Source organism: Hafnia sp. CBA7124 (assembly GCF_002355555.1).
Taxonomy (GTDB): domain Bacteria; phylum Pseudomonadota; class Gammaproteobacteria; order Enterobacterales; family Enterobacteriaceae; genus Hafnia; species Hafnia alvei.
This window is the reverse complement of the sequence record NZ_AP017469.1, coordinates 1394389-1420077: the sequence shown is the minus strand read 5'-3', so window position 1 is coordinate 1420077 and position 25689 is coordinate 1394389. Positions and strand designations below refer to the sequence as shown.

Here is a 25689-nt window from a genome sequence, read left to right as displayed (position 1 = left end):
AAAAAAGGGTGTTTGCTTTTCGGCAAACACCCTTTTCCGCATTTTAGCTCAGCTAAGCGGTTAGGCCGCAGGCTTCAGTGCCTGATAAGCCTGAGTCCACTGAGGATAGCGCTCTGGCGTGCTCCACAGTAACTGATGAAGGCGTGCCAACGTAACAGGATCGCTCAGCAGCGCCAAGCGTTCGTCTCGGCTAAGCTCCTGAGGCCCGGTGCTCAAGGCTTTCTCTACGCGCTCTTCACGTGCTTTAGCAATAGCAGCATGCGCATGATGGCGAGAAGTGGCCATTGCGGTCGCCAACGCATTGTACGCAGGATCAAACACCGCACGCAGGAAGCCATGATCGAGTTCACGCTTGTTGTTGAGCTCAACGTAGCGCTCGGTCGCCACCATCTCAACCGGAGGAGAGTATTCCTCGGGGATCAAGAAGATCTTAGCACGTTTGCACTTCACGCCCAGCGTGCGACGGCTCGTAATCACCGAAACCACTGGTGAAAGGATCAACGACACCACGATCGGTGACAGCCACCAGAGGAAACGCAGATCTAGCACCGCCACGCCACCCGCCCAGATAAGGCCGAGTAAGCACTGCGAACCATGACGACGGAAAGCTTCACTCCACGGCGTAGCATCATCATCACGCTGCGGAGACTGCCAGGTGATTGACCAGCCAAGGAACGCGCTCACCACAAATACGGTATGGAAAATCATACGTACCGGTGCCAGCAATACGGAGAACAACATCTCCAGCAGCATGGAAATCAGCAGGCGGAATGAACCACCGTACTCTTTAGCACCTTTGGCCCAAATCAGCACCACAGACAGCAGTTTTGGCAGGAACAACAGCACCAACGTGGTTGAGAACAGCGCAATCGCCAGTTCAGGACGCCACTGTGGCCAAACTGGGAATAGCTGTCGCGGCTGCAGGAAGTACTGCGGCTCCATCAGCGTATGCACCACCTGTAGCGCCGTTGAGAGCACCAAGAACATAAACCATAACGGTGCCGACAGATACGACATCACGCCCGTCAGGAATACCGCACGGTGAACCGGATGCATCCCTTTCACCAAAAATAGGCGGAAGTTCATCAGGTTACCTTGGCACCAGCGACGGTCACGCTTCAGCTCATCCAGCAGGTTCGGGGGTAATTCCTCGTAGGAGCCCGGCAGGTCATAGGCAATCCACACCCCCCAGCCAGCGCGACGCATCAATGCGGCTTCCACAAAGTCATGTGACAAAATGGAACCGGCAAAGGTGCCGCTGCCCGGCAGCGGTGCCAGCGCGCAGTGTTCGATAAACGGCTTCACACGAATAATGGCGTTGTGGCCCCAATAATGCGATTCACCTAACTGCCAGAAATGCAAACCTGCGGTGAACAATGGCCCATATACACGCGTTGCAAACTGCTGAATACGCGCATACATGGTGTCCATGCCGGTCGCCTTCGGCGCAGATTGAATAATCCCCGCGCTTGGGTTGGCTTCCATTAGACGAACCAGATTGGTTAAACAGTCGCCGCTCATCACGCTATCGGCGTCAAGAATAACCATGTAGCTGTATTCTCCGCCCCAGCGACGGCAGAAGTCATCGATGTTACCGGATTTGCGTTTCACACGACGACGACGACGACGATAGAAGATACGCCCTTCACCGCCGACTTCTTTGCAGATCTCCATCCATGCTTTTTGCTCTGCCACGCAAATATCGGGATCGTAGCTATCGCTCAGCACAAAGATATCAAAGTGTTCGATTTGCCCTGTCGCCACCACCGATTCATAAGTTGCTCGTAGCCCTGCAAATACACGGGATACGTCTTCATTACAAATCGGCATGATAAGCGCGGTGCGATGTTTTGGATTGAGCGCTTCGTCCCCAACCGTTGTAGCGGAAATGCTGTATTTATCGCGGCCTATCAAGAGCTGAAGGAAGCCCATCAGCGCTGTCCAGAAACCGGCCGATACCCAGCAGAAGAGAATGGCAAACAGCACTAATATTCCAAACTGAAGAACATAGGGCAGCAACTCCATCACCGACTGCATGATCGGTTTCTCTAGCATTGAAGCTGGATCGATCCATTCCCAACCTTGATACGGCAGAATGGTTTTCATGTACCAGGTGGCGATGACCGTCTGCGTCAGCATCAGGATAAGCAAAACCCAGCGGCGCATTGAGCCCACTTTACGCCAGCGTTTATCGGCCTCGGCTTCTGCCGCGGTTTTAAACTGGTGTTTCGGCGGCTGCGTTCTGCCTAGCAGGCCATCCCACAGGCGGCCAACCGGATTGGTGCGCCACTTTTCAGGAAACATCGACGTACGCTTAATGGTGGGCATTGCTTTGATCGCAGTTCGTCCTGCCGCATCTTTTGTCAGCAATGCTTTCTCTTCCAGCGTATCCGACCAGCCCATCTCAAGACGTGATTCAACTGAACAAAGAGGCGCATCGAGCGCCTCTAAATCCGACAGTTGAACATCGTCTGAGGCCAGCGACCTATGCACCGCATCCACAGAAACATCCTGTGATGCGGTCATTTGCTGCCTGAGCGCGGCTTCTTGCTCCGCGCTCATCGCCAATGCCTTTAGATAGGCATCGGCATTCTCAGTAGACTTATTCATTGGCAGGTAACTGATAGCTCCAGATTTCACTCAGCGGTTTATCTTCTTTGATCAGATAAGCACGCATCTCAACCGGTTTTTTGTTGTCGATAACGTTAAAGCGCAGCGTCAGACGCCAGCCGCCGGTTACCGGGTTGTAACGTAAATCGTTCTGCACCAGTTTAGTGTTGTCATCCGTTGTCACCTGAGTGGTTACAGGTGCATCAGGCGTCAACGCTTTTAGCGCTGGGCCAACAAAATCAACAATCAGCGCGGTTGTGCCGTCTGGTTCGCGGATCAGGTTAGACTGTTTCACATCACCGGTTGAACGCATAGTCTGCTTCACCCACGCTAACGCAGGGTCATGCAGTTTTGCTTCATCACGAGTGAAGTGTAGACGGTAATCCAGATTAATAGGTTTTCCGACCTCTGGCAGACTTGCCGGGATCCAGAATGCCACGATGTTATCGTTGGTTTCATCGGCCGTTGGAATTTCCACCAGCTGAACTTTACCTTTGCCCCAAACACCACGTGGTTCAACCCAAGCGCCCGGACGCAGATCGTAACGATCGTCTAGGTCTTCGTATTGAGAGAAGTCACGAGTACGCTGCAGCAGGCCAAAACCTTTCGGATTTTCAACGCTGAAGGTGCTTACGGATAGATGTTTAGGATTGTTCAGTGGACGCCAGATCCATTCGCCGTTGCCAGCATGAATCGATAGACCTTCAGAATCATGCAGCTGTGGACGATAGTTCACGTTAGTAGATGGCTGGTTTGAACCAAACAAATACATGCTGGTTAACGGTGCCATACCCAGCACGCCCACTTTGTCGCGCAGATATACACGTGACTGCACATCAACCACGGTGTCAGTACCCGGAGTCACAATCATGCGATATGCGCCGGTTGCGCGTGGAGAATCCAGCAGCGCGTAAATCACCAAGTGTTTATCTTTTGCTTTTGGACGTTCAATCCAGAATTCGCGGAAGCGCGGGAATTCTTCGCCAGACGGCAGTGCGGTATCAATAGCCAAACCACGTGCAGAAAGACCATAGACTTGGCCTTTACCCACAACGCGGAAATAGCTTGCGCCCAGCATGCTCATGATTTCATCGTTTTTACCCGCCTGATTGATCGGATAAACCACTTTGAAACCCGCAAAGCCCAAGTCTTTCACGGCCTCTGGGTCGTGTTTCACTGAGCCAAAATTAAAGTAGTCCGGGTTATATTTGATCTGACGAACCGACGTTGCCGTCACTTCATTGATCTTAACCGGCGTATCAAAATACATACCCTGATGGTAGAACTCTAATTTGAATGGAGTTTTAAGGTTATTCCAGTAGGGTTTGTCATGATTGAATTGGATCTGCTGATAGTCAGCAAACTTCATCTCACGAAACTCTGAAGGCAGGTTGCTTTTAGGTGCCTTGAAAGACTCCCCTGCCAGAGATTGTGCTTTTTTTGCAACATCATCTAGCGAAAACGCCCATGCCTGTGTTGTTGCGAGCATCAGAAATACTGATGCAGCCAGCCCTGTTAAAGCGCGAAACTTGGGCCGGGTGGTTAATAAATGTGTTAGCACATACCCCCCTGATGGTGCTCTACGAAACGAAGAACTCAGTAATAAATTGGTTTGTTGGAAGCATAGTAATTGATTACTCACCCCGTCGACAACAACCTAATAAGGGTTGCAACCCAATAGGATTGAATTTAATTATACTCAACGTCAATTAGAATTAAATTAGCATTTAAAATCAAAATGTTACATTAAGTGTTTTTTAGGAAGATCCCTAATAAATGCCTGATTGTGCAAGATAAAAAATTTCACTGAATAAATTTAAACCAGCCAGCCATAACGTGGTCCTTAATAGAAAAAAGCTGCTTTTTTATCCATAGTTCCGATTGACCAATTCATTAATAAGGAAAGTAAAAGCGATAACATCACAATTGTTTAAGTGAGACTGCGTATAGCGGGCCACCGAATATAGCCATCGAATTGAAGTGTCCGCTAAGGTTTGATGTAAAAATAACCGTCTTGCTGGTGTTCAACCAGTGCCAATATGCCCGCAGGAACTGAGTTCACCCCCATCAATAGCCGATCCAGCGTAATGCTATTCGCCCGCATTGCATTCTCACATGCCAGCAAAATGACGTTGGCCTGCTGCAACGTCTCCCAGTTTGGCGATTCGTCACTGTCGGCAATCAGCGTGCTGATGGCTGAGCCGGTAAACACAATATGAATATCGGTATATTTACCATTGCGCGCTTTCAATAGATTAGTGGCGCTGTTAAATGCGGGAATGCAGTGCGTTGATTCTGAAACATGGAATACAACTTTCATTTTAGTCATCATTTTCTACAAAAGGAGGCTTGAACCATAACAGTAGGAGAAGTCAAAGTCATGATTGAGCAGATATCTTGCCAAGATAGCGCACAAAAAAATCTTGTCGTTTTCTTGCACCTTTGCAGAAATTATCAACAATTGATATTTGAACTCAAACTTCATAACCACAACCAATAGCGAGAAACATCATGGACATGTATCTGACCTTAGATGAAGCTATAGAGGCCGCCAGAGAAGCCTATTTAGCCGATCATGAAAACAGCGATGACGCCTCACAGGTCGCCCAATTCAATCTGCAAAAATATGTCATGCAGGATGGGGAAATCATGTGGCTCGCGGAATTCCACGCTACCGAAGATGAAGGTGGTGATGGCGTACCGCTATTTAGCGGTGAAGCAGCTCAGGCAATTTTTGATAATGACTATGATGAGGTAGAAATTCGCGAAGAGTGGATCACTGAGAACACGCTCTACGAATGGGATGAAGATGACTTCCAGTACGAACCACCGTTAGATACCGAAGAAGGTGAAGCCGCCTCAGACGAGTGGGAAGAACAAAATTAGTCGCGGTGCATTTTCGGTAAAACACTTCCTCATGCTATCGCAGAGCTCATCTGCGATAGATTGATTTTCGCCTAGAAACAACGCCCTCCCCTTCCCTGATTACGGCAATCTGCGCCATCGCTCTGGTTGGTTATCATCACGGGGGCTTTATGGCTATAATCGCCATACATCTACACACTGAATTATTCGGTTTATAATATTTTGCAAGAAAACTTCAATATGCTGCTGGCGGTGTTTGAACGCGCCGCTTTGATGCTGATCTGCATCTTTTTTCTGACACGCATTCGCCTGTTCCGCCAACTGCTGCAAAAAGAGCAGCATACGCGGGTTGAGCTGGCCGCCGTCACCGCGATTTTTACCACCTTCGCCCTGTTTAGTACCTATAACGGTATCAGCGTTGAAGGCGCATTAATCAACGTGCGTATCATTGCGGTTATTTCCGGCGGGATACTTTTTGGTCCCTGGGTGGGGATAACAACCGGCGTCATCGCGGGCGTACATCGCTATTTGATCGATATGGATGGCGTAACCGCGATCCCATGCTTAATCAGCAGCATCATCGCCGGGATTATTTCAGCGTGGATCCATCAACGGATTGCGAAAGAAAAACGCTGGAGCGCGGGTATCTTAGCGGGCATGTTGTGCGAAAGCCTGACGATGGTGTTGATTATCGCCTTTATCGATTCAAAACCGTTGGGGATCGATATCGTTGAGCACATCGGTTTACCGATGATTCTGGGTGCGGGCTGCATCGGTTTGATCGTGCTGTTGGTACAAAGCGTTGAAGATGAAAAAGAGGTCATTGCGGCGCGTCAGGCGAAGCTGGCTCTCGATATCGCCAATAAAACGCTGCCCTACTTCCGCAATATCAACAGTGAATCACTGATGACTATTTGCCGGATCATCCGCGAAGATATCAACGCCGATGCCGTCGCCATCACTAATACCGAAAATATTCTCGCCTACGTGGGCGTGGGCGAAGAGCAATACAATATTGGCGAAGAGCTGATTAGCGATGTGACGCGCCAAACCATTCAGCGCGGTGACATCACGATCAATAACAACGATGAAGCCCATCGCACGCCGCAGATCCATTCACAGATTATTATCCCGCTGCGTGAAAAAGGCGAAGTCACCGGTACGCTAAAAATCTATTACTGCCATGCGCACAAAATTACCTATTCATTAAAGGTCATGGCCGTTGGTCTATCGCAGATTATCTCAACGCAAATCGAAGTTTCTCGCATTGAACAGCTACGCGAAATGGCAGATAAGGCCGAGCTACGCGCATTGCAAAGCAAGATTAACCCCCATTTCCTCTTCAATGCGCTCAACGCGATTTCTTCTTCTATTCGCACCAATCCTGATACCGCTCGACAGCTGATCATTAATTTGGCCAGCTACCTGCGCTTTAATCTGGAGCTCAACGATGAACACATCGACATCAAGCGCGAGCTACACCAAATCCAAGACTATGTGGCGATTGAAAAAGCGCGTTTCGGCAGTAAGTTGACGGTTATTTTTGACATCGACGACGTTGATTTAACCATTCCTAGCTTGCTCATCCAGCCGTTAGTTGAAAACGCAATTGTGCACGGAATACAGCCATGTCGCGGCAAAGGCGTGGTGGCGATTGCGGTTAAAAAGAAAGATAACCGGATAAGAATCTCTATCAAAGACACCGGCAACGGGATCAGCCAGGAAACCATTGACCGAGTGACGCACGGCGACATGCCAAATAATAAAATTGGCCTGCTCAACGTACACCAGCGCGTCAAACTGCTGTATGGCGAGGGGCTGCATATCCGCCGCCTTGAGCCCGGCACCGAGATCTATTTTTACATTACCCCAAGCGTTCCTACGCACAACGAACTGACGGTGCGAGAACCCAAGGAGGTTAATACGCTATGAAAGCGATCATTGTAGAAGACGAATTTTTAGCGCAGGAAGAGTTAAGCTACCTGATCCGAACCCACAGCAAAATTCAGATTGTGGGTACCTTCGAGGATGGTCTGGATGTACTTAAATACCTGCAGCACAACGAAGTGGACGCTATTTTTCTCGACATCAATATCCCTTCGTTGGACGGCGTTCTGCTGGCGCAAAATCTCAGCAAATTTGCGCGTAAGCCACAGATTATTTTTATTACCGCCTACAAAGAGCATGCGGTAGAAGCCTTTGAGTTAGAGGCCTTTGATTACATTCTCAAGCCCTATCATGAGTCACGCATCATCACCATGCTGCAAAAACTAGAGGCCAGCCACCAGCGCGAACAAGAGTTGACCCATAACAACACCGTAGCGCGTCCAGCCCCCAAAACGATTAACCTGATAAAAGACGAACGCATCATCGTCACCGAGTGCAACGATATTTATTATGCAGCGGCGGATGAAAAGGTCACCCGAGTCTATACCCGTCGCGAAGAGTTTGTGATGCCTATGAACATTACTGAATTCTGTAACCGATTGCCTGAAGAGAAGTTTTTCCGCTGCCATCGCTCGTACTGCGTCAATCTGTCTAAAATACGAGAGATCGTACCGTGGTTTAATAACACCTATGTACTGCGCCTCACCGATCTTGAGTTTGAAGTCCCGGTAAGCCGTGGAAAAGTAAAAGCATTCCGCCAACTTATGCGGTTATAGGATCGAATCAATTCAAATCTATATTTAGCCAACTGCCTTCTGATGGATCTCATTGCGAGATCCATTTCGATCAACCTCATGTTAAAAACGCTGTTCAACACATAGCAAACAGACCAAATAACTATATTTATAGAGCTAATATCTAAATCCAACATTTTAAAAAGTGCTATATACTATTTGTGTTACAAAAAAACTTCCGCTCGTTATGACAGATATCAACGGAAATGGCACTTTTATGATGTATTTATGAGCGGTTTGCTCTGTTGGATCGAAGAGAGAATAGCGATGATGAATTACAAAACCTTTTCAATAGCGCTTTTAACCACACTTCTGGCGACCACCTGCACCTACGCAGCATCGGTTCAAAACAGTGATTCACAAAGCAATAATGCGCAGAACAACGCGGTCTTAACGTTAGACGCCCCGACCACGACAACGAGCGCCGCGGGTTCAAAATCCAAAGAATCTAAAACCACACCCATTCACATGTCCTGTGAAGATTTTTTGGCGCTTGATACACAGGCACAAACACCAGTTGTATTTTGGGTAAGTAATTTAGATACCCACTATAAAGGCGGCGACTATGTTGATGAGCAGCAGGTCGACGAGTTTGTCACGCCGATGGTGATTGAAGAATGCAATAAAGCACCGGCGACCAAACTGATTGATTTGAAGAGTAAAATGGAGCAATACGTCAAAAAGCATTTCTAATGTATTTTGCTGATGCTCACAAAAAAGCCTGCTCAGTGTCCTGCGCAGGCTTTTTACTTTTATTTTCAGCGCTGCTGAGAATCGAGCTAGATTTTCATGCCTAGCTCTTGGCGCAGATGTGCACCCGCGCCCAGTAATCCGGGGAAGTCATGCACGATAAGATAAACCGGAATATCATGCACATACTCCTTAAAGCGCCCTTTATCTTCAAACGCCGCACGAAAACCCGATGCTTTAAAGAATTCAAGAAAACGCGGCACAATGCCCCCGGCAATATACACGCCGCCGAAGGTTGCCATATTTAGCGCCAAGTTGCCGCCAAAGCGGCCCATAATCACGCAAAACAGCGAGAGCGCACGACGGCAATCGGTGCAAGAATCGGCTAATGCTCGCTCGGTAACGTCTTTAGGCGCCAAGTTTTCCGGCAGACGATTATCCGATTTCACAATGGCGTGGTACAGGTTAACCAGCCCTGGACCGGATAAAATACGCTCGGCAGAAACGTGCCCAAGTTCTGGACGCAACACTTCAAGGATCAGATCTTCTTCTTCACTGTTGGCGGCAAAATCAACGTGCCCGCCTTCGCCCGGCAGGCTGATCCAGCGATCGGCCGCATGGATAAGATGCGCTACGCCTAATCCCGTCCCTGCGCCGTAGATAGCAATCGGCTTATCCTTTAGCGGTGCTTTGCCGCCAAACTGCATCAGATGCTCGGGCTTGAGCATAGGAACCGCCATGGAAACCGCGGTGAAATCGTTAATCACTTCCAGCTTTTCCAGCGCCAGATTTTTTTTCATCTCAGCAATAGAGAACGCCCACGTATGGTTGGTCATCGCCACCCAGTCATCTGTCACGGGGCAAGCGATGGCAATACAGGCTTCTTTAACGGAAACGTTATGCTCTCGCAGATAGGTGCGAATCGTGGCTTCTAAACTGTCAAACTCCAGTCCTGAATAGGTTTTTGCCTGCGAGATTTCACCGTTTTCCAGCGAGCAAAGAGCCAATCGCGCGTTAGTACCCCCCACATCCCCGACCAGTGCGTGCGTTGTCATACTGCCTTCTCCCAAAAAATGCTGCCTGAACCACCGAAAAAAGTACTGGCCGTATCTAAACACAGCCGTATCAGCCCCCACAACGGGCACTCCGCACTACGGCGCGCAATAGTGAAACCGATCACAAAAATCGTTTCAGCAAAGAGGGGCTAAACCCTTTTTTACACTAAACGCTTTCGTTGCCTAACGCCCAATGCGCAGCGTATTCCGCATGAATTTGCGCCGTATCAAACAGCGGAACGTCAGCATCGGTTTGGTCGACCAGCAATGCAATCTCGGTACATCCCAGAATAATGCCCTGCGCACCTTGCTCAGCCAAACGCTGCATAATCTCGCGGTATTGTTGGCGTGATTCAGGACGGATTTGGCCTAAGCACAGTTCCTGATAAATAATGCGGTGGATAATTTCACGGTCGGATTCGTTGGGAACGATGACCTCGATGCCAAAGGTGTCAGTGAGTCGGCCACGGTAGAAATCTTGCTCCATCGTGAAACGCGTACCCAGCAGGCCAATGCGCGTTAAGCCTTTAGCCTGAATGCGTGCCGCAGTGGCGTCGGCAATATGCAGCAGCGGCAAACCGCTACGTGCTTGGATCTGCTCGGCCACTTTGTGCATGGTGTTAGTGCACACCACAATACCATCTGCGCCAGCAGCCTGTAGACGTTGTGCGGCATCCGCCAAAAGTTCACCGGCCTGTTGCCATTCGCCCTGCATCTGAAGGTGTTCGACTTCGGCAAAATCGACGCTATACAAAACCAGCCGAGCGGAATGTAGTCCACCCAGCTGGTTTTTTACGGTTTCGTTAATAATTCGATAGTAAGGAACCGTGGATTCCCAACTCATTCCGCCAAGTAAGCCTAGCGTTTTCATGCTGTTGCTCCTGTTAACCCGCTATTATCTATAGGGGTTAACATAACGCAGGCAGGCAGAATGAGTACAGCATTAGCGTAGCGTTGACGCCATATTGCGCGCCGCTCGGCGTGCAACAATGCGCTCACGCAGCGTGTCATACACCCAGTTGTAGGCCATGGTGTATGGCAAGAAGAACAGGATAATGCCCAATTCCAGCATAAACGCCTGTAGCATCGAGATGCCTAACACATACGCGGCAATATTAACGCCGATCACGATAAACCCGCACTCAAAGCCAAGCGCGTGAAGAATACGGACTTTTACATTACGCACCACGCGGCTAACCGGCCATAAACGATCGAATATCGCGTTGTAGATGATATTCCAGATCATCGCAGCAGTAGCCAGAATAATCGTCAGGCCGCCCATCTCCCATACTGAGCGCTGCATCAAATACGCGCCAACGGGCGCACAGATAAGCGTCGCAATGGCCTCAAAAGTAACGGCGTGGAACACGCGTTCCATCAAAGATTTACGTTGCATACGGAATAAAACCTCAAATTAATGCTCTGAGTTATGTCAGAGAAGGTGATTATCCTCAGGTTTATCGCTATATTAAAATTAGGTTCCATCGATAAAATAGATACTTTATGCGTTACTCTCCCGAAGCACTCAATGCCTTTGTCGAAACCGTTTCCGCCGGTTCATTCTCCGCCGCCGCACGCCGTTTGCATAAAAGTCAGTCCACCGTCAGCACCGCGATTGCCAATTTAGAAGATGATTTGGGCGTGACGCTATTCGATCGTTCGGCTCGTCATCCGGTTCTAACCGAGCAAGGGCAGCGGGTTTTGATTCACGTGAAAGAAATTTTGGCTGCCAGCGAGCGTCTAGATCAGCTAGCCGTGCGTTTGATGGATAACGTTGAGCCGCGCCTGACGTTTGTGCTTTCCGACACCTTCCACCCCAGCGCGTTAGAAGCCTTGTTAAAGCAATTCGACCAGCGCTACCCCGATACCGAATTTGAATGCCTGATTGGTGAAGATGAAGACGTTATCGATCTGCTGCAAAAAAATCGCGCCCACATTGGACTGATTGAATCGCGCAAGCACTATCCACCAGACATCGGCGTGGCACGGTTAAGCAAGCAAACCCAGATGGCAATTTATACTGCCCCGTCACATCCGCTTGCGCTACGCGAACGCATTCGTCCAGAAGAACTCAACGCCGTGCGCGAACTACGTTTAAGTACCTATCTCGAGCGCGATCAAACCCAAATGCATGGGTTGATTTGGTCTGCACCAAACTATTTGCTGTTGCTCAGCATGGCGGTTCAAGGATTTGGTTGGAGTGTACTACCGTGCGCATTGGTGGAGGAGTTTTGCCATCAACAAGAATTGGTGCCGCTGTCAGTGCCCGGCTGGCCAAAATCCATTTCTGTCGACGTAGTGTGGTCAAAAAACTCCCCGCCGGGGCCGGCAGGGAGCTGGATTAAAGACTATTTACTGGATATGCCCGCTTAAGACTGATTCAGCCGACTATTGATGCGATGCATTACGTTCGGCAATCGCTTTGCTCAGCGTCGCCAGATATTCCGGCACATCCATTTTCGGCAGCATAACTTCAATCAGCGTCAGCGCTTTTGGCGTTTTGCTGGCGTCAAAGGCCTTTTGCAGAGATTGCACGCTGTCGGCATGATAGGTGACTGCGTTGCCGTTCACCGAAAGTGCGGCCGGAATTTGAGTCCAATTCCATGCGGCAATATCGTTGTAGACTTCTTCCGGGCCGTGGATCGCTCGCTCTACGGTATAGCCATCGTTGTTCACTAAAATAATCACCGGCTTTAAACCGTGACGCAGCAGCGTACCTAATTCTTGAATGGTAAGCTGCGCCGAGCCGTCGCCGATCAACAGCACTACGCGGCGCTGTGGCTGCGCCAGTTGGGCTCCCAACACCGCGGGCAGCGTATAGCCAATCGATCCCCACAGCGGCTGAACGATAAGGCTGGCATCTTTAGGCAAACGCAGCGTCGCAGAGCCAAAGCTCGAAGTGCCCTGATCGGCAATCACGATATCGCCTGCGCGTAAAAACCGCTGTACCTGCTGCCAAAACGTATGCTGATCAAGATGGTTACCCTGCCCCTCAGGTAAGCTATCTCGCTGGGCATCAGGGGATTGCCACTCTACGCAAAGCTCACGCGCCAGATCAATTAATGCGGCCAATGCGTTATTCATCGGTAATTGACTAAACACGCGCCCTGCCACGCTGGCTGAAAATGGCTGAATATCGATGGTTTTATTTAACGCAAGCTGATGGGTGAAGCCCGCCGTTACGCTGTCGGTTAACCTCACCCCCACGCTTATCAACGCATCTGCATTTTCAATCGCGGCCTTCACGCAGGGCTGGCTAGCGCCTCCGGCATAGGTACCAACAAAGTTTGGCTGACTTTCATCGAGAACACCTTTCCCCATGAGCAGCGTTGCGCTGGCAACGCCGGGTAAATCAGCCAACTGTTGAACGGCCTGTTTTTGACCAAAACGGTCGGCCAGAAAATCGGCCAATAATGCGACCTTACGAACCGGTTTAAGCAGCTCACGCGCCGCCTGAACAAATTCATTTAGCCCGATGATCTCATCTTGCCGTGCGGCGAAAGGATAGAGTTCGGTTCGAATCGGCTCATCACACACATCGCTTGGCAATAAGAAATAACCTGGTCGACGGTGATAGAGCACATCGCTGAGAACACGATCGATTTCAACCGCCGCATTTTCTGGGGTCAATATGGCCTGCGAACAGGTGACTTCCGCCGCCATGCGATAGAAGTGGCCATAATCGCCATCGCCTAACGTATGGTGTAGTAGCTCTCCTTTCTGCTGAGAACGCCTATTCGGAGCCCCCACAATATGAATGACCGGTAAATATTCAGCATAGCTGCCTGCGGTGCCATTAATTGCACTCAATTCCCCCACCCCGAACGTGGTCACCAGCGCCGCTGCGGGTGCACAGCGCGCATATCCATCGGCGGCATAGGCGGCGTTGAGCTCATTGGCGCATCCCACCCATTCAAGATCGGCGTGAGCCGTAACAAAATCGAGAAAACGTAGATTGTAGTCTCCGGGAACGCCAAACACGTGCTGGATACCCGCCTGTGAAAGTCGGTCGAGTAGATAGTCGGATACGCTATACACCGTGCTATTTGAAGTCTTGCTCATTGCGATGCTCCCAATGGACATTTCAGGGCAGTAAGCGCTGAAAAAACGAGAATTTAGATCACGTTTAAAAGTATAGGGGGCTCTTTTTGATGGCGTTGAAACCGGCTCTGGAGCATGATGGAAAGCTAGATTTACGCTGTGAACACCCATGCCACCGATTAGCATCAGGCGGCGTACTGTGTGTTTATCGTCTTTTTTCATGTCATCGTGTAAGGAAGATCAATGAGTTATCTGGCAAATCCCGAACGCTATCAATCGATGGAATACCGACGTTGCGGTAACAGCGGTTTACAGCTACCGGCTATCTCGCTGGGGTTGTGGCATAACTTTGGTGATACCACCCTTTTCGATAACAGCCGCGATATGCTGCTGCGCGCTTTCGATTTAGGCATCACTCATTTTGATCTCGCGAACAACTATGGCCCCCCTCCCGGCTCGGCAGAAATCAATTTTGGCCGTGTTCTACAACACGATCTCCTGCCTTATCGCGATGAAATGGTGATTTCCAGCAAAGCGGGATACACCATGTGGGAAGGGCCTTACGGTGACTGGGGCAGCAAAAAATACTTAGTGGCTAGCCTTAACCAAAGTCTGAAACGCATGGGGCTAGACTATGTCGATATTTTCTATCATCACCGTCCCGATCCTAATACCCCGCTCGAAGAAACCATGGGCGCTCTCGACCTCATCGTGCGTCAGGGTAAGGCCTTGTACGTTGGGCTATCTAACTATCCTGCTGAAACGGCTCGTCAAGCAATTGCGATCCTGCGCGATCTCGGGACGCCTTGCTTGATCCATCAACCTAAATATTCAATGTTTGAACGTTGGGTTGAAGGCGGTTTGTTAGATGTCTTGCAAGAGGAAGGGGTGGGTTCGATTGCATTTTCTCCTCTGGCGGGAGGCCTACTGACAGATCGATATCTGCATGGAATACCAGAAGATTCACGCGCAGCACACAGCCAATTTTTAAAACCTGAAGCCATTACTGAGCAGAAGCTGGAGAAAATTAAGCAGCTTAATGAGATGGCGTTGGCGCGAGGGCAAAAACTGTCGCAAATGGCGCTGGCCTGGGTGCTACGTGGCGATCGCGTGACATCGGTACTGATTGGCGCAAGCCGTATCAGCCAAATTGAAGATGCCGTCGGCATGCTAGAAAACCGACATTTTAGCGCCGAAGAGCTCAGCGCTATCGAAATGATTCTGGCCAGTTAATCTTCATCAACCGAACGCAGTACACGACATGGATTTCCCGCTGCAACAACGCGCGGCGGGATATCTTTCGTGACCACGCTTCCGGCACCAATCACAGAACCGTCACCGATGGTAACGCCCGGACATACAATCACCCCGCCGCCAATCCACACTTTGTTGCCAATCGTAATCGGCTTACCAAACTCAATGCCTGAAATTCGCTGTTCAGGATGGGTAGGATGTGCCGCGGTATAGAGTTGCACATGGGGGGCGAACATCACGTCATCGCCGATAGTCACAGGTGCGATGTCCAAAATGGTCAGATCCGTATTGGCGTAAAATCGCTGCCCAATTTTAATGTTGTAGCCGTAGTCGCAAAAGAACGGCCCGGTGATCTCAGCCAGCTTATCCACATTCGGCAACAGCGCTTCCAGCAGCTCTTTGCGCATCTGCTGCTGCGACGGCAAGGTATGGTTAAAGTGGAAACATAAATCAATCGCGCGTAGTCGATCGGCCACTAACTCAGGATCTGACGAGTAGTAGTTTTCACCCTCAATCATCTTCTGTTTTTCACTTTTGCTCACGTCTACTGCTCCTTAACTTGGCGAGGTCGCCAGAATAATCTCAAACGTCGCGATTAACAGCGGATTACCCCATTTCTCCACATTGTCATCACATTCACAATGCTAATATCAGCTCACATAAAGGAATGACGGCGTTATGTGTTGTTCATTGAAGATGATGCCAACCAACGTCCTTCCCCGTAAAGGAGAAAAACATGAACCTGCGTATCGCTGCAGTTATTTTTGCTTTTTGTAGCCTGATGCCTCTGGGCGTTGCACAGGCTACGTCCGCTGATATTGATTTACTTCCCGGCGTGAGCTTGCACCTTGGTGACCGCGATCAGCGAGGGAATTACTGGGATGGCTATGACTGGCGCGATCAAAACTGGTGGCGCAATCATCAAGGCCATTGGGTTGGTGACCGCAGTCCTCGCGGCTATTACTGGGATGGTGGCCGCTGGCGTGACCACAACTGGTGGCAGAAAAACTACTATTCACGCGGCGGGAAGTATTACCGCTATGACCATAAAAACAAATATAAGCATCATGACCGTGGCAACCATTATGGTCACTATAAAAAACACGACCGCCATGACCACGACGATCGTGGCCACGGGCATGGCCATCACTAATGACTGAATAAAAAAAGCAGGTTCACGAAAATGAACCTGCTTTTCTATAAATATTCTAAAAACAAATCTTCTAAGCCCTAAAACAACATACTCACCAGCAGGTAGAAGTTGAGTCCGACGACCACGACCACAATCACTTTACCCAGCGCCTGAACGGTACGTCCGTTCACCATCTCGCCCATCAGTTCTTTATTGCCGGTGAAGCGCAGCAGCGGCACCAATGCCAAAGCAATACCAAAGCTCAACAGCACCTGACTTAACAATAGAATACGGGTCGCATCCAGCCCGGCCATAATCACGATGAAAGAAGGCAGCATGGTCACCACTCGGCGCACCCAGAGCGGAATGTAAAAGCGCACAAAGCCCTGCATAACCACCTGACCCGCCAAGGTTCCCACCACGGTAGAAGACAAACCGGCAGCGACTAGGCTCAAACCAAAAATAGTGGCGGCAGCATTACCTAGCAGCGGTTTTAGCGTTAAATAAGCTTGGTCCAGCTCTGCAATTCCACTGTGACCGCTAAAATGAAACGCTGCCGCTGCGGTTGCCATCATCGCAAGGTTAACAAAGCCGGCAATGGTCATTGCAATGGCAACGTCGAGTTTAGTGGAAGAGTAACGTTCGGCCTTGGTCCCCAACGATGCAGACGTTTGTGTCAGAGACGAATGCAGGTAAATCACATGCGGCATGATCGTTGCGCCTAACACACCGGCTGCCAAAAATACCGCTTCGTGAGTGGGTAAATCCGGAACCAACATTCCGTGCGCGAGCTGAGCAACGCTTGGCTGAGAAAATACCAGCTCCACGATATAGGCCGCAGCAACAAAAAGCAGCAAGCCACCGATAACCAGCTCAAGCGGTTTCTGTCCACGGCGTTGTAGCGTCAGGATCAAGAAAGTGGCAATACCGGTTAAAACCGCCCCTTCCAACAACGTACAACCCAGCAATAACTTGAAGCCAATCGCGGCCCCGATAAACTCAGCCAAGTCGGTCGCCATGGCAATGATTTCAGCCTGAACCCAATAAGCCCAAACCGCCGGACGTGGAAAGCGATCGCGAATATGTTCCGCTAGATTTTTACCGGTAGCGATGCCAAGTTTTGCGGAAAGCAGCTGGATAAGCATGGCCATGAAGTTGGCCCATACAACGACCCACAGCAGCTTGTAGCCGTATGACGCACCGGCCTGAATATTAGTCGCAAAGTTACCGGGATCGATATAGCCGATGGCGGCGATAAAGGCGGGTCCCATCAGCGAAAGTTTTATCTTCCGCGACGCAGGAGGAGTTGTTTCTGCAACACGTGAATCAAGCATACCAGCCACCTTAACACCTATAGTCACACTAACAATTTGTGACCTAAACTTCGTGATTAACTCCATTATTGTATAAGTGATAATGATTATCAATATCAACTTGAACGATACTGCCTATCCGTTCGATAGGCCGTTTGCTTGTGGAGTCTGACAAGGCGCTTTCAGCACTTAAACACGCGACCATCACCGCTTCTGGCATTTCTTCCCAATAAGCGAACTATGGTGTTTAATAATAATATCACAACTTCTCAAACTTTCATCAACATGGTCCTTGGGGGCTTTTTGTTACTTTTCTAACTTTTTTCTTGATTTACGTTATAACAATTTCAATATTTGCAACCTAAGTCTCGTTTTTACCTGTGCCGTTACATAGAATGTGCTGCGAAATTTAGCCTGCCTCATAATTTGGAGCACTGTATGTCCCCTATTTTGCATTTTGTTTTAGCCCTTGCGGTGGTAGCGGTACTTGCCCTGCTCGTTAGCCGCGATCGCAAAAGCATTCGCGTGCGCTTCATTGTTCAGTTGTTAGTCGTTGAAATCCTGCTGGCTTACTTCTTCCTGAACTCCAACATTGGTTTGGGCTTCGTGAAGGGTTTCTCTGGGTTCTTCGAAACGCTGCTCAAATATGCGGCAGAAGGTACCAACTTCGTCTTCGGTAACATGAGTGACAAAGGTCTGGCCTTCTTCTTCCTGAACGTACTGTGCCCAATCGTCTTTATCTCTGCTCTGATTGGTATTCTTCAGCACATTCGCATATTGCCGGTTATCATCCGCGCAATTGGTACCGTGCTGTCTAAAATCAACGGCATGGGTAAGCTGGAATCTTTCAATGCCGTGAGCTCGCTGATTCTGGGTCAGTCTGAGAACTTCATTGCGTACAAAGATGTTCTGGGCAAAATGTCTGAAAAACGTATGTACACCATGGCAGCAACGGCGATGTCTACCGTTTCTATGTCCATCGTTGGTGCATACATGACCATGCTGGATGCCAAATTTGTGGTAGCCGCATTGGTGTTAAACATGTTCAGTACCTTTATCGTACTGTCCCTGATTAACCCTTATTCTGTGGAAGGTGAGGCTGACATCCAGCTGAAAAACACCCACGAAGGTCAGAGCTTCTTTGAAATGCTAGGTGAATATATTCTGGCTGGTTTCAAAGTTGCGATTATCGTTTCCGCTATGCTGATTGGTTTCATCGCGCTGATTGCTGCGTTGAACGGCCTGACCGAATGGGTCTTCGCGCTGTTCCACGTTGACGGCATGACTTTCCAGAGACTGCTGGGCTATGTCTTCTATCCATTTGCATGGGTAATGGGCGTACCAAGCCACGAAGCGCTGAACGTTGGTAGCATCATGGCAACCAAGCTGGTTTCTAACGAATTCGTTGCCATGATTGACCTGCAGAAGATTGCAACCGAACTGTCTCCTCGTTCACTGGGCATTCTGTCTGTGTTCTTGGTTTCCTTCGCTAACTTCTCTTCTATCGGTATCGTCGCAGGCGCCATCAAAGGCCTGAACGAACACCAAGGAAACGTGGTTGCTCGCTTCGGTCTGAAACTAGTTTACGGTTCTACACTGGTCAGTATTTTGTCTGCGTCAATTGCAGGTCTGTTCCTGTAATACGTTAGGTTAATTCTGATTGGCTAAAAGGCGCTTAGGCGCCTTTTTTATTGCCCGTTACCCAATGACATCTCTTTTTACAGAAAAGTCCGTAGCGGTGCTTACAGGGCTATTATGTAGGGCGTTTATTGAATCGATAGTGAAAGAGTTGAAACCAGCGAACGGAAAGAGAAAAGAATTTCAGTACGAAATGCTGAAAAGCAAAAAGCCGACATTTCTGTCGGCTTTTCAAATTTTGGTGGAGCTAAGCGGGATCGAACCGCTGACCTCTTGCATGCCATGCAAGCGCTCTCCCAGCTGAGCTATAGCCCCACAACGTAAACTACGAGAAGTGGTTGTGCTTCTTTCAAGCTTATTTCTAAAGCTTATAATAACGACCAACCAGTCTGAGAAAAGGTTGGTGGAGCTAAGCGGGATCGAACCGCTGACCTCTTGCATGCCATGCAAGCGCTCTCCCAGCTGAGCTATAGCCCCAACGCTGACGCTAAATCGCGTTAACGGGGCGCATGATATGAAACCTCACAAATACTGTCAACGGCTAAATGTTTTTCTTAATCTAAACGCTGAAAAAGCCGCCAACTCAGCGAAATTTATCGACAAATTGAAGCTGAAAACAATCCAATCTTTAGGAATGCTAAAGCTATTTTATAGCTTCACTCACTGTATTCTATTAGCTAGATATGTAACTATTTTGGGTAATACATACGACAGTGTTTTTTAGTAAGCAAAGGAAGAAATATGAACAAGGAATGGTATGCAGCAAAAGAGTTGGTTGGAATCGCTGGTTTTCCCACTACGCCACAAGCCATAAACCAAAGAGCAAAATCGGAAGGATGGCGCAAACAGAAGCGTAGTGGCGTGCAAGGTAAAGCACTCGAATACCATATCAGCAGTTTTCCTGATGAAGTTGTGTCTGCGCTGCTAGCAAACGAAGAGTCATCGTTTTATTTGACTGATCTTCCTAAAGCAGAAAAAGCATGGAGTGCAATCTATTATCAGTTGACGGAAGACGAGCGCGAGCAGCTAACGCGTTTTATCATGCGCCGAGGCATTAACGCACTCTTGGGCTGCTTAGAGCCTCTGCAGTCACAGACCAGTCTTTACGATCAAAATAACACCATAAATTCAGTCTCATAACGCTCTCGAAAGATAGGATATCATAATGAAAAAAAAGGACTGGTTTACCGCCAAAGAAGTGCTTAAGAGTACCGCAATTACCTCCTCACCAGATAAAGCTTGGATAAATATCTTTCATCAGATGAGCCAAGACGAACAGATATTCCTCACCGATTTTACTATGCGCGAGGGGATAAATACCCTGCTGCAATGCTTACATGCCAACGACAGCTAAAATATAGAAAAGCGATTTAGAAATCGAAATTGCTCTTATAGTTCGAGGTATAGAAAAAGATGTGAATGACAAAGAGCTTGTTCTAGATAAAGAAAAACCGGCAAAAGCCGGTTTTTCTTGTATAAGAATAAGCTAATAGGCTTATTGCTGCGCTTCACGCTCGGCAATAAATGCCAGAGCCATGTCAATACGCTTCAGTGAACGCTGCTGACCAATCGCATGTACGGTCACATCCACGCCAGGTGATTGGCCTGCGCCGGTAACAGCCACACGCAGTGGCATACCAACCTTGCCCATGCCTACTTCCAACTCATCCGCAGTGCCTTGGATAGCATGGTGGATATTTTCAGCGGTCCAGTCAGTAATTGCCGCCAGCTTAGAACGTACCAGTTCTAACGGCTGACGCGCGACAGGGCGCAGGTGTTTTTTCGCCGCATCAGCATCAAACTCAGCAAAATCTTCGTAGAAATAACGCGCCTGAGCGGCCATTTCTTTCAGAGTTTTGCAGCGCTCAGCCAGCAACTTAACAATTTCAACCAGCTGTGGACCATTGCGCGTTTCATAACCCGCTTCATGGATATGCCATGCCAGATGAATAGCCACATATTCTGGCGCCATCGTGTTGATGTAGTGATGATTCAGCCACTGTAGTTTTTCAGTGTTGAACGCACTTGCTGACTTGCTGATGTCATCAAGCGTGAAGAACTCTTTCATTTCATCGATGCTGAAGATTTCTTGGTCGCCGTGAGACCAGCCCAAGCGCACTAAATAGTTCAGCAACGCTTCTGGCAGATAGCCGTCATCGCGATACTGCATTACACCAACCGCACCATGACGCTTAGACAATTTTTTACCGTCATCGCCTAGAATCATCGACACGTGTGCGTATTCAGGAACCGGAGCACCTAACGCTTTCAGAATGTTGATCTGACGCGGCGTGTTATTGATATGGTCTTCACCACGGATAACGTGAGTGATTTCCATATCCCAGTCATCGATCACAACGCAGAAGTTATAGGTCGGAGAACCATCGGTACGACGGATAATCAGATCGTCCAGTTCTTGGTTACTGAATTCAATTGGGCCACGAATTTTATCATCAAAGATAACGGAGCCTTCCTGAGGGTTCAGGAAACGCACGACGTGCGGCTCGTCGTCAGCGTGATGTTCATGGCTATGACGGCAACGGCCATCGTAACGAGGCTTCTCACCGTTAGCCATTTGCGTTTCACGCAGCTCTTCCAGACGTTCTTTAGAGCAGTAGCATTTATAGGCGGTGCCCTGCTCTAACATCTGATCGATCACATGGTTATAACGATCAAAACGTTTGGTCTGGTAGTACGGACCCTCATCCCAATCGAGATTCAGCCAGTTCATACCATCCATGATGGCGTCGATGGCTTCCTGAGTTGAACGCTCAAGATCGGTATCTTCAATACGAAGAACAAATTCACCGCCGGCGTGGCGGGCGAACAACCAAGAATAAAGTGCGGTACGCGCACCACCTACGTGCAGGTAGCCCGTTGGGCTAGGTGCAAAACGAGTTTTGATTTTCATGTGAAACGTGGCCTTTATTACGCAATGACCCACATTAGAGGAATGTGGCCTGCTTTCTATTACTAATAAGTAGGCAGCATTCTACCATTACGCCCCGATTCCTCAACGCCGTTACGTCTATAGTTAGAGAGCTTATTGCAAAATGTGCTTAAAAAGTTCTCATTGCTGTCTATGTATAAGACATCTTGACTATTTTTCCAACGAACAGCATTTTTTCTTGAAAAAAGCGTTGACCATTTTCGGGCGCTCCCTATAATGCGACTCCACACAGCGGGGGTGATTAGCTCAGCTGGGAGAGCACCTCCCTTACAAGGAGGGGGTCGGCGGTTCGATCCCGTCATCACCCACCACTCTTTAGAGTGTTCCCGCAGTGTGAAGTACATGAGTAACGACAGGTTTCAGACTGGGTGATTAGCTCAGCTGGGAGAGCACCTCCCTTACAAGGAGGGGGTCGGCGGTTCGATCCCGTCATCACCCACCACTCATTTAGAGTGACCAGTGAACCTGAAGTGATTGATGTACTGCAGTAAAACGACAGATTTCCGATTGGGTGATTAGCTCAGCTGGGAGAGCACCTCCCTTACAAGGAGGGGGTCGGCGGTTCGATCCCGTCATCACCCACCACTCTTTAAGAGTCAATTGGGCTGTCGTGAAATTCGGTATTTAGAAGTGGGTGATTAGCTCAGCTGGGAGAGCACCTCCCTTACAAGGAGGGGGTCGGCGGTTCGATCCCGTCATCACCCACCACTTCTAACCAGCTGGTACCGAATTAACAATGAGTATCTGAAGTAGCGCAGAAAATAGTAGTTCAGAAGTGGGTGATTAGCTCAGCTGGGAGAGCACCTCCCTTACAAGGAGGGGGTCGGCGGTTCGATCCCGTCATCACCCACCACTTCTGCGGGTCGTTAGCTCAGTTGGTAGAGCAGTTGACTTTTAATCAATTGGTCGCAGGTTCGAATCCCGCACGACCCACCATTTCAGATAAAACAATAAGCGCCGAGAGGCGTTTTTTTGTTTTTGTACTCCGCATAAAATTCGTGTGGGGTGAGAACCTGCCGCAGGTTCGAGTCGAACGAAGTGAGACAACGTTGCGTAAGCAACGGCCCGAAGGGCGAGGCAAAGCCGAGTAATCCCGCACGACCCACCATTTCAGATAAAACAATAAGCGCCGAGAGGCGTTTTTTTGTTTTTGTACTCCGCATAAAATTCGTGTGGGATGAGAACCTGCCGCAGGTTCGAGTCGAACGAAGTGAGACAACGTTGCGCAAGCAACGGCCCGAAGGGCGAGGCAAAGCCGAGTAATCCCGCACGACCCACCATTTCAGATAAAACATTAAGCGCCGAGAGGCGTTTTTTTGTTTTTGTACTCCGCATAAAATTCGTATGGGGTGAGAACCTGCCGCAGGTTCGAGTCGAACGAAGATACTTATCCCCTCTCCTTCCTAAATTCTCCATTTCATAACTTCATATCACCAGATCCATACCATCACGCCCAACAAGACTAAAATCCCCACAAACATAATCCAGCCTGAGGAGCGTGCAGGCGTGCGCATTCCCGTAGGCAACCAATCTTGCGGGATAATGCCAAACAGCGGCTTAGGATCGATGACCGAGGTTATTTTGTTATCAGACTCGTCAGGCTTCACATTCACAACCGGATTTTGCGCGGCCACGGCCAAATAGTTCTCCAGCGGAGAACGTACCACATCGGATGTTTGAGACGCTGGAGCCAAATTCCCTAAAGCTTTATCCAAGACTTGATTGACCTGTATCGCATGCTGGATTTCACTTTTACTCATTAATGCTTTGGCCGTATCACCAATCACAACCGGTTGATTGCTTTGCATGGCCGTCGTTGCCCGCGCAGCCGTTGCCACATCCGGACGCGCATTTTGCACCTGAGTTGCTGGCGGCGTATTTTTTGCGCCAGAAGCCAGCTGGCTGAGCAGTGTTCGTTCCTGCTGTAGCGCGGTTAATGTTCGAATCAGCGTCTCACGCTGCTGAGGCGATATGTCTTTACGCTCAAGCAAATTAAGAAGCTGATCGATTTTAACCGACAGCATCTCCGCGGTGAGTTTTTCTCCTCGCAGAGTAGGTAAGGCGTCAGACCGTGCATTCACCGGAGGTATGTTCATTATGCCTGCTTGAGCTTTTCTAGGGTTTGTTTAGACCTCAAAGAAGTCTCCCGAGACGATTTTACAACAACCATCGCACTGCTTTATATACATATACGGCAAAATGTGGACATAACTTTAATCATATTCTCTATCATTAAATTTAATTTCACTCAGGAGAATAAAAATATAATTTTTCATCCACTTTGAAAGTGTAATTTCACATATATTGGGATGAATCTTATTGCAAAGAAATAAACAAATAACATCACTTACATAATAATAGCTACCTTGAAGAGGTATTAGATTCTGGTAATTCAACCTTGGTACAAACTAAAGCAAATTGCGATTCATCATGCCATGAATACTTACAAACAAATCTATAATTATCATAGAGCAGCGTACTATCTTTGCCAGAAGCCACGGTGGAGATTAATGAATTAGACATTTCATCACGCCCTTTGATTTTTGTCAGTAAAGGAAATGAAGGGGCAACACCATGCCAAACTACCCCACAAATAAAACAGACTATGCCAATAGCCACCATCATCCCCCAGCGTTTTATCCTTTGATTCTCATTAATAACTGGCAGAATATTTTGTACATTTTGCCTTTTACCCTCATAGTGAGATTGTGTGTTTAATTGCTTATCTTCACCGCTACTATCCTGAATTATCGGCTCATGATTAACCGCCGGTTCTAAGGAAAAGAGCTCGGGATGCTCTATTTGATACCCCATCCTAGGTATAGTTTGTATTAGTGTGAAATCTTTATCTCCTAGTTTGCGCCGTATGGATTTCATTGTTTGGTTGATCGTTGCATCTGCGCTGTACGTCCCACTCCACACATGTGAAATGATTTCACGCCGCGTCACACATAACGGCGCACGCTCTAAAAGCAGGCATAGCATCTGATATTCTTTGCTACGTAGCGTGTGTTCCTCGCCATCAACGGTAACAATTTTGTGTGTTATCGTACTGATGGTTATTTTCCCTTGTGCCATATAAAGCTCCCGAAAACCCCTCGCATTTTCAATATCTATACATGCAAGATAATTCCTATTTCTGATGAAGGAAATTTTGTGATTATTTTATTGAACTCACCATATAAAAATAAAACCACATCACTGACCATTCTCATTAAAGCATTCAAATTTCCATTATTATTTTACGCAGATAACGTTTTATAACAAGAGAGCAAATGGTCGCTAAACATTAACATCACATGATTATACTTTTTTTCACTCTACTATTAATTCATTGCATGGAATCATTACATCCATTCCCTCGTTATAGAACAATTAGCTACAGACAAAGTTTAGAGAATATTCCTAAATGAGCATTTTCGTTACTTACCCAATTCACTTACCTAAGATTTTATTTATC

The 25689-nt window shown here is 48.4% G+C and carries 22 protein-coding genes, 8 tRNA genes and 2 other RNA genes; 18 read left to right on the top strand and 14 right to left on the bottom strand.

What is annotated here, in order from left to right:
* Window positions 1-60: 60 nt before the first annotated feature.
* From mdoH to CPY98_RS06605, 3 genes are all read right to left on the bottom strand, one after another.
* Window positions 61-2610, bottom strand: a complete 2550-nt coding sequence (gene mdoH / locus CPY98_RS06615; RefSeq protein ID WP_043492042.1) for a glucans biosynthesis glucosyltransferase MdoH — start codon at window positions 2608-2610, stop codon at window positions 61-63.
* Entirely contained in the window at window positions 2603-4099 is a 1497-nt protein-coding gene (locus CPY98_RS06610; protein ID WP_038502720.1) for a glucan biosynthesis protein G, read from the bottom strand. The genes mdoH and CPY98_RS06610 overlap by 8 nt, the downstream gene beginning before the upstream one ends.
* Window positions 4100-4597: 498 nt before the next feature.
* Window positions 4598-4930, bottom strand: coding sequence for a DsrE family protein (locus tag CPY98_RS06605; protein ID WP_226929994.1), 333 nt, complete (start codon window positions 4928-4930; stop codon window positions 4598-4600).
* A 191-nt stretch (window positions 4931-5121) separates the two neighbouring features.
* Between CPY98_RS06605 and CPY98_RS06600 the strand changes: the two genes are divergently transcribed.
* The 4 genes from CPY98_RS06600 (at window position 5122) to CPY98_RS06585 (ending at window position 8849) form a co-directional block, all read left to right on the top strand.
* The gene (locus tag CPY98_RS06600; protein ID WP_040045784.1) at window positions 5122-5496 is read left to right on the top strand and encodes a MysB family protein; all 375 of its coding nucleotides are present in this window, start codon (window positions 5122-5124) and stop codon (window positions 5494-5496) included.
* Window positions 5497-5715: 219 nt separating this feature from the next.
* On the top strand, window positions 5716-7407 hold the full coding sequence (locus tag CPY98_RS06595) for a sensor histidine kinase (RefSeq protein WP_043492039.1): 1692 nt from the start codon (window positions 5716-5718) through the stop codon (window positions 7405-7407).
* Complete coding sequence (locus tag CPY98_RS06590) at window positions 7404-8138, top strand: LytTR family DNA-binding domain-containing protein (RefSeq protein WP_043492037.1); 735 nt, start codon at window positions 7404-7406, stop codon at window positions 8136-8138. The genes CPY98_RS06595 and CPY98_RS06590 overlap by 4 nt, the downstream gene beginning before the upstream one ends.
* Window positions 8139-8423: 285 nt before the next feature.
* Window positions 8424-8849, top strand: a complete 426-nt coding sequence (locus CPY98_RS06585) for an HdeA/HdeB family chaperone (RefSeq protein ID WP_230793668.1) — start codon at window positions 8424-8426, stop codon at window positions 8847-8849.
* An 86-nt stretch (window positions 8850-8935) separates the two neighbouring features.
* On the opposite strand, the gene glk is transcribed toward CPY98_RS06585, so the two are convergent.
* The 3 genes from glk to CPY98_RS06570 form a co-directional block, all read right to left on the bottom strand.
* Window positions 8936-9901 carry a glucokinase gene (glk, locus tag CPY98_RS06580; RefSeq protein WP_043492078.1) on the bottom strand — a complete coding sequence of 322 codons (966 nt, stop codon included), beginning with the start codon at window positions 9899-9901 and terminating at the stop codon, window positions 8936-8938.
* A gap of 166 nt (window positions 9902-10067) precedes the next feature.
* A complete protein-coding gene (locus tag CPY98_RS06575; RefSeq protein WP_043492034.1) occupies window positions 10068-10772 on the bottom strand; it encodes an aspartate/glutamate racemase family protein in 705 nt (234 codons plus the stop codon).
* A 72-nt stretch (window positions 10773-10844) separates the two neighbouring features.
* Window positions 10845-11297, bottom strand: coding sequence for a multidrug/biocide efflux PACE transporter (locus tag CPY98_RS06570; protein WP_025800792.1), 453 nt, complete (start codon window positions 11295-11297; stop codon window positions 10845-10847).
* Window positions 11298-11404: 107 nt separating this feature from the next.
* Here CPY98_RS06570 and CPY98_RS06565 point away from each other — a divergent pair, with 107 nt between their 5' ends.
* Window positions 11405-12274 (top strand): LysR family transcriptional regulator, encoded by an 870-nt coding sequence (locus CPY98_RS06565; RefSeq protein WP_025800791.1) that lies wholly within the window; start codon window positions 11405-11407, stop codon window positions 12272-12274.
* A 15-nt stretch (window positions 12275-12289) separates the two neighbouring features.
* On the opposite strand, the gene CPY98_RS06560 is transcribed toward CPY98_RS06565, so the two are convergent.
* Window positions 12290-13963, bottom strand: a complete 1674-nt coding sequence (locus CPY98_RS06560) for an alpha-keto acid decarboxylase family protein (protein ID WP_096388725.1) — start codon at window positions 13961-13963, stop codon at window positions 12290-12292.
* A 222-nt stretch (window positions 13964-14185) separates the two neighbouring features.
* Between CPY98_RS06560 and mgrA the strand changes: the two genes are divergently transcribed.
* Window positions 14186-15175 (top strand): L-glyceraldehyde 3-phosphate reductase, encoded by a 990-nt coding sequence (mgrA, locus tag CPY98_RS06555; RefSeq protein WP_046449826.1) that lies wholly within the window; start codon window positions 14186-14188, stop codon window positions 15173-15175.
* On the opposite strand, the gene CPY98_RS06550 is transcribed toward mgrA, so the two are convergent.
* Complete coding sequence (locus CPY98_RS06550; RefSeq protein WP_197704307.1) at window positions 15172-15714, bottom strand: sugar O-acetyltransferase; 543 nt, start codon at window positions 15712-15714, stop codon at window positions 15172-15174. The two genes, mgrA and CPY98_RS06550, sit on opposite strands and share 4 nt — an antisense overlap.
* A 218-nt stretch (window positions 15715-15932) precedes the next feature.
* On the opposite strand from CPY98_RS06550, the gene CPY98_RS06545 reads away from it, so the two are divergent.
* Entirely contained in the window at window positions 15933-16349 is a 417-nt protein-coding gene (locus CPY98_RS06545; RefSeq protein WP_096386882.1) for a DUF2502 domain-containing protein, read from the top strand.
* A gap of 77 nt (window positions 16350-16426) precedes the next feature.
* Here CPY98_RS06545 and CPY98_RS06540 read toward each other — a convergent pair whose 3' ends face one another.
* Window positions 16427-17662: an Nramp family divalent metal transporter gene (locus CPY98_RS06540; RefSeq protein WP_096386879.1), complete on the bottom strand. Its 1236-nt coding sequence runs from the start codon at window positions 17660-17662 to the stop codon at window positions 16427-16429.
* A 417-nt stretch (window positions 17663-18079) separates the two neighbouring features.
* On the opposite strand from CPY98_RS06540, the gene CPY98_RS06535 reads away from it, so the two are divergent.
* A complete protein-coding gene (locus tag CPY98_RS06535; RefSeq protein WP_096386877.1) occupies window positions 18080-19282 on the top strand; it encodes a NupC/NupG family nucleoside CNT transporter in 1203 nt (400 codons plus the stop codon).
* A gap of 236 nt (window positions 19283-19518) precedes the next feature.
* Here the strand turns inward: CPY98_RS06535 and CPY98_RS06530 are convergent.
* Together CPY98_RS06530 and CPY98_RS06525 are read right to left on the bottom strand one after the other, a co-directional pair.
* Window positions 19519-19594, bottom strand: a tRNA-Ala gene (locus CPY98_RS06530).
* Window positions 19595-19680: 86 nt separating this feature from the next.
* Window positions 19681-19756 (bottom strand) — tRNA-Ala (locus CPY98_RS06525).
* Between the two features lie 264 nt (window positions 19757-20020).
* Between CPY98_RS06525 and CPY98_RS06515 the strand changes: the two genes are divergently transcribed.
* A complete protein-coding gene (locus CPY98_RS06515; RefSeq protein WP_231899442.1) occupies window positions 20021-20419 on the top strand; it encodes a DNA-binding protein in 399 nt (132 codons plus the stop codon).
* A gap of 25 nt (window positions 20420-20444) precedes the next feature.
* Window positions 20445-20633, top strand: a complete 189-nt coding sequence (locus CPY98_RS06510) for a putative DNA-binding transcriptional regulator (RefSeq protein WP_025800782.1) — start codon at window positions 20445-20447, stop codon at window positions 20631-20633.
* Window positions 20634-20774: 141 nt separating this feature from the next.
* Here the strand turns inward: CPY98_RS06510 and gltX are convergent, their stop codons facing one another.
* Window positions 20775-22190, bottom strand: coding sequence for a glutamate--tRNA ligase (gltX, locus tag CPY98_RS06505; RefSeq protein WP_025800781.1), 1416 nt, complete (start codon window positions 22188-22190; stop codon window positions 20775-20777).
* A gap of 274 nt (window positions 22191-22464) precedes the next feature.
* Here gltX and CPY98_RS06500 point away from each other — a divergent pair.
* From CPY98_RS06500 to CPY98_RS06465, 8 genes are all read left to right on the top strand, one after another.
* Window positions 22465-22540, top strand: a tRNA-Val gene (locus CPY98_RS06500).
* Between the two features lie 55 nt (window positions 22541-22595).
* A tRNA-Val gene (locus tag CPY98_RS06495) sits at window positions 22596-22671 on the top strand.
* A gap of 67 nt (window positions 22672-22738) precedes the next feature.
* Window positions 22739-22814, top strand: a tRNA-Val gene (locus CPY98_RS06490).
* A 47-nt stretch (window positions 22815-22861) separates the two neighbouring features.
* Window positions 22862-22937, top strand: a tRNA-Val gene (locus tag CPY98_RS06485).
* A 69-nt stretch (window positions 22938-23006) separates the two neighbouring features.
* Window positions 23007-23082: transfer RNA gene (locus CPY98_RS06480), tRNA-Val, on the top strand.
* Between the two features lie 7 nt (window positions 23083-23089).
* Window positions 23090-23165 (top strand) — tRNA-Lys (locus CPY98_RS06475).
* A 48-nt stretch (window positions 23166-23213) separates the two neighbouring features.
* A non-coding RNA gene (locus CPY98_RS06470) (RtT sRNA) lies at window positions 23214-23337 on the top strand.
* A gap of 48 nt (window positions 23338-23385) precedes the next feature.
* Window positions 23386-23509: non-coding RNA, RtT sRNA (locus CPY98_RS06465), on the top strand.
* 150 nt (window positions 23510-23659) lie between these two features.
* Here the strand turns inward: CPY98_RS06465 and CPY98_RS06460 are convergent.
* Both CPY98_RS06460 and CPY98_RS06455 read right to left on the bottom strand, forming a co-directional pair.
* Entirely contained in the window at window positions 23660-24325 is a 666-nt protein-coding gene (locus CPY98_RS06460) for a hypothetical protein (RefSeq protein ID WP_043492008.1), read from the bottom strand.
* Window positions 24326-24590: 265 nt separating this feature from the next.
* Window positions 24591-25307 carry a winged helix-turn-helix domain-containing protein gene (locus CPY98_RS06455; protein WP_025800779.1) on the bottom strand — a complete coding sequence of 239 codons (717 nt, stop codon included), beginning with the start codon at window positions 25305-25307 and terminating at the stop codon, window positions 24591-24593.
* Between the last annotated feature and the right edge of the window lie 382 nt (window positions 25308-25689).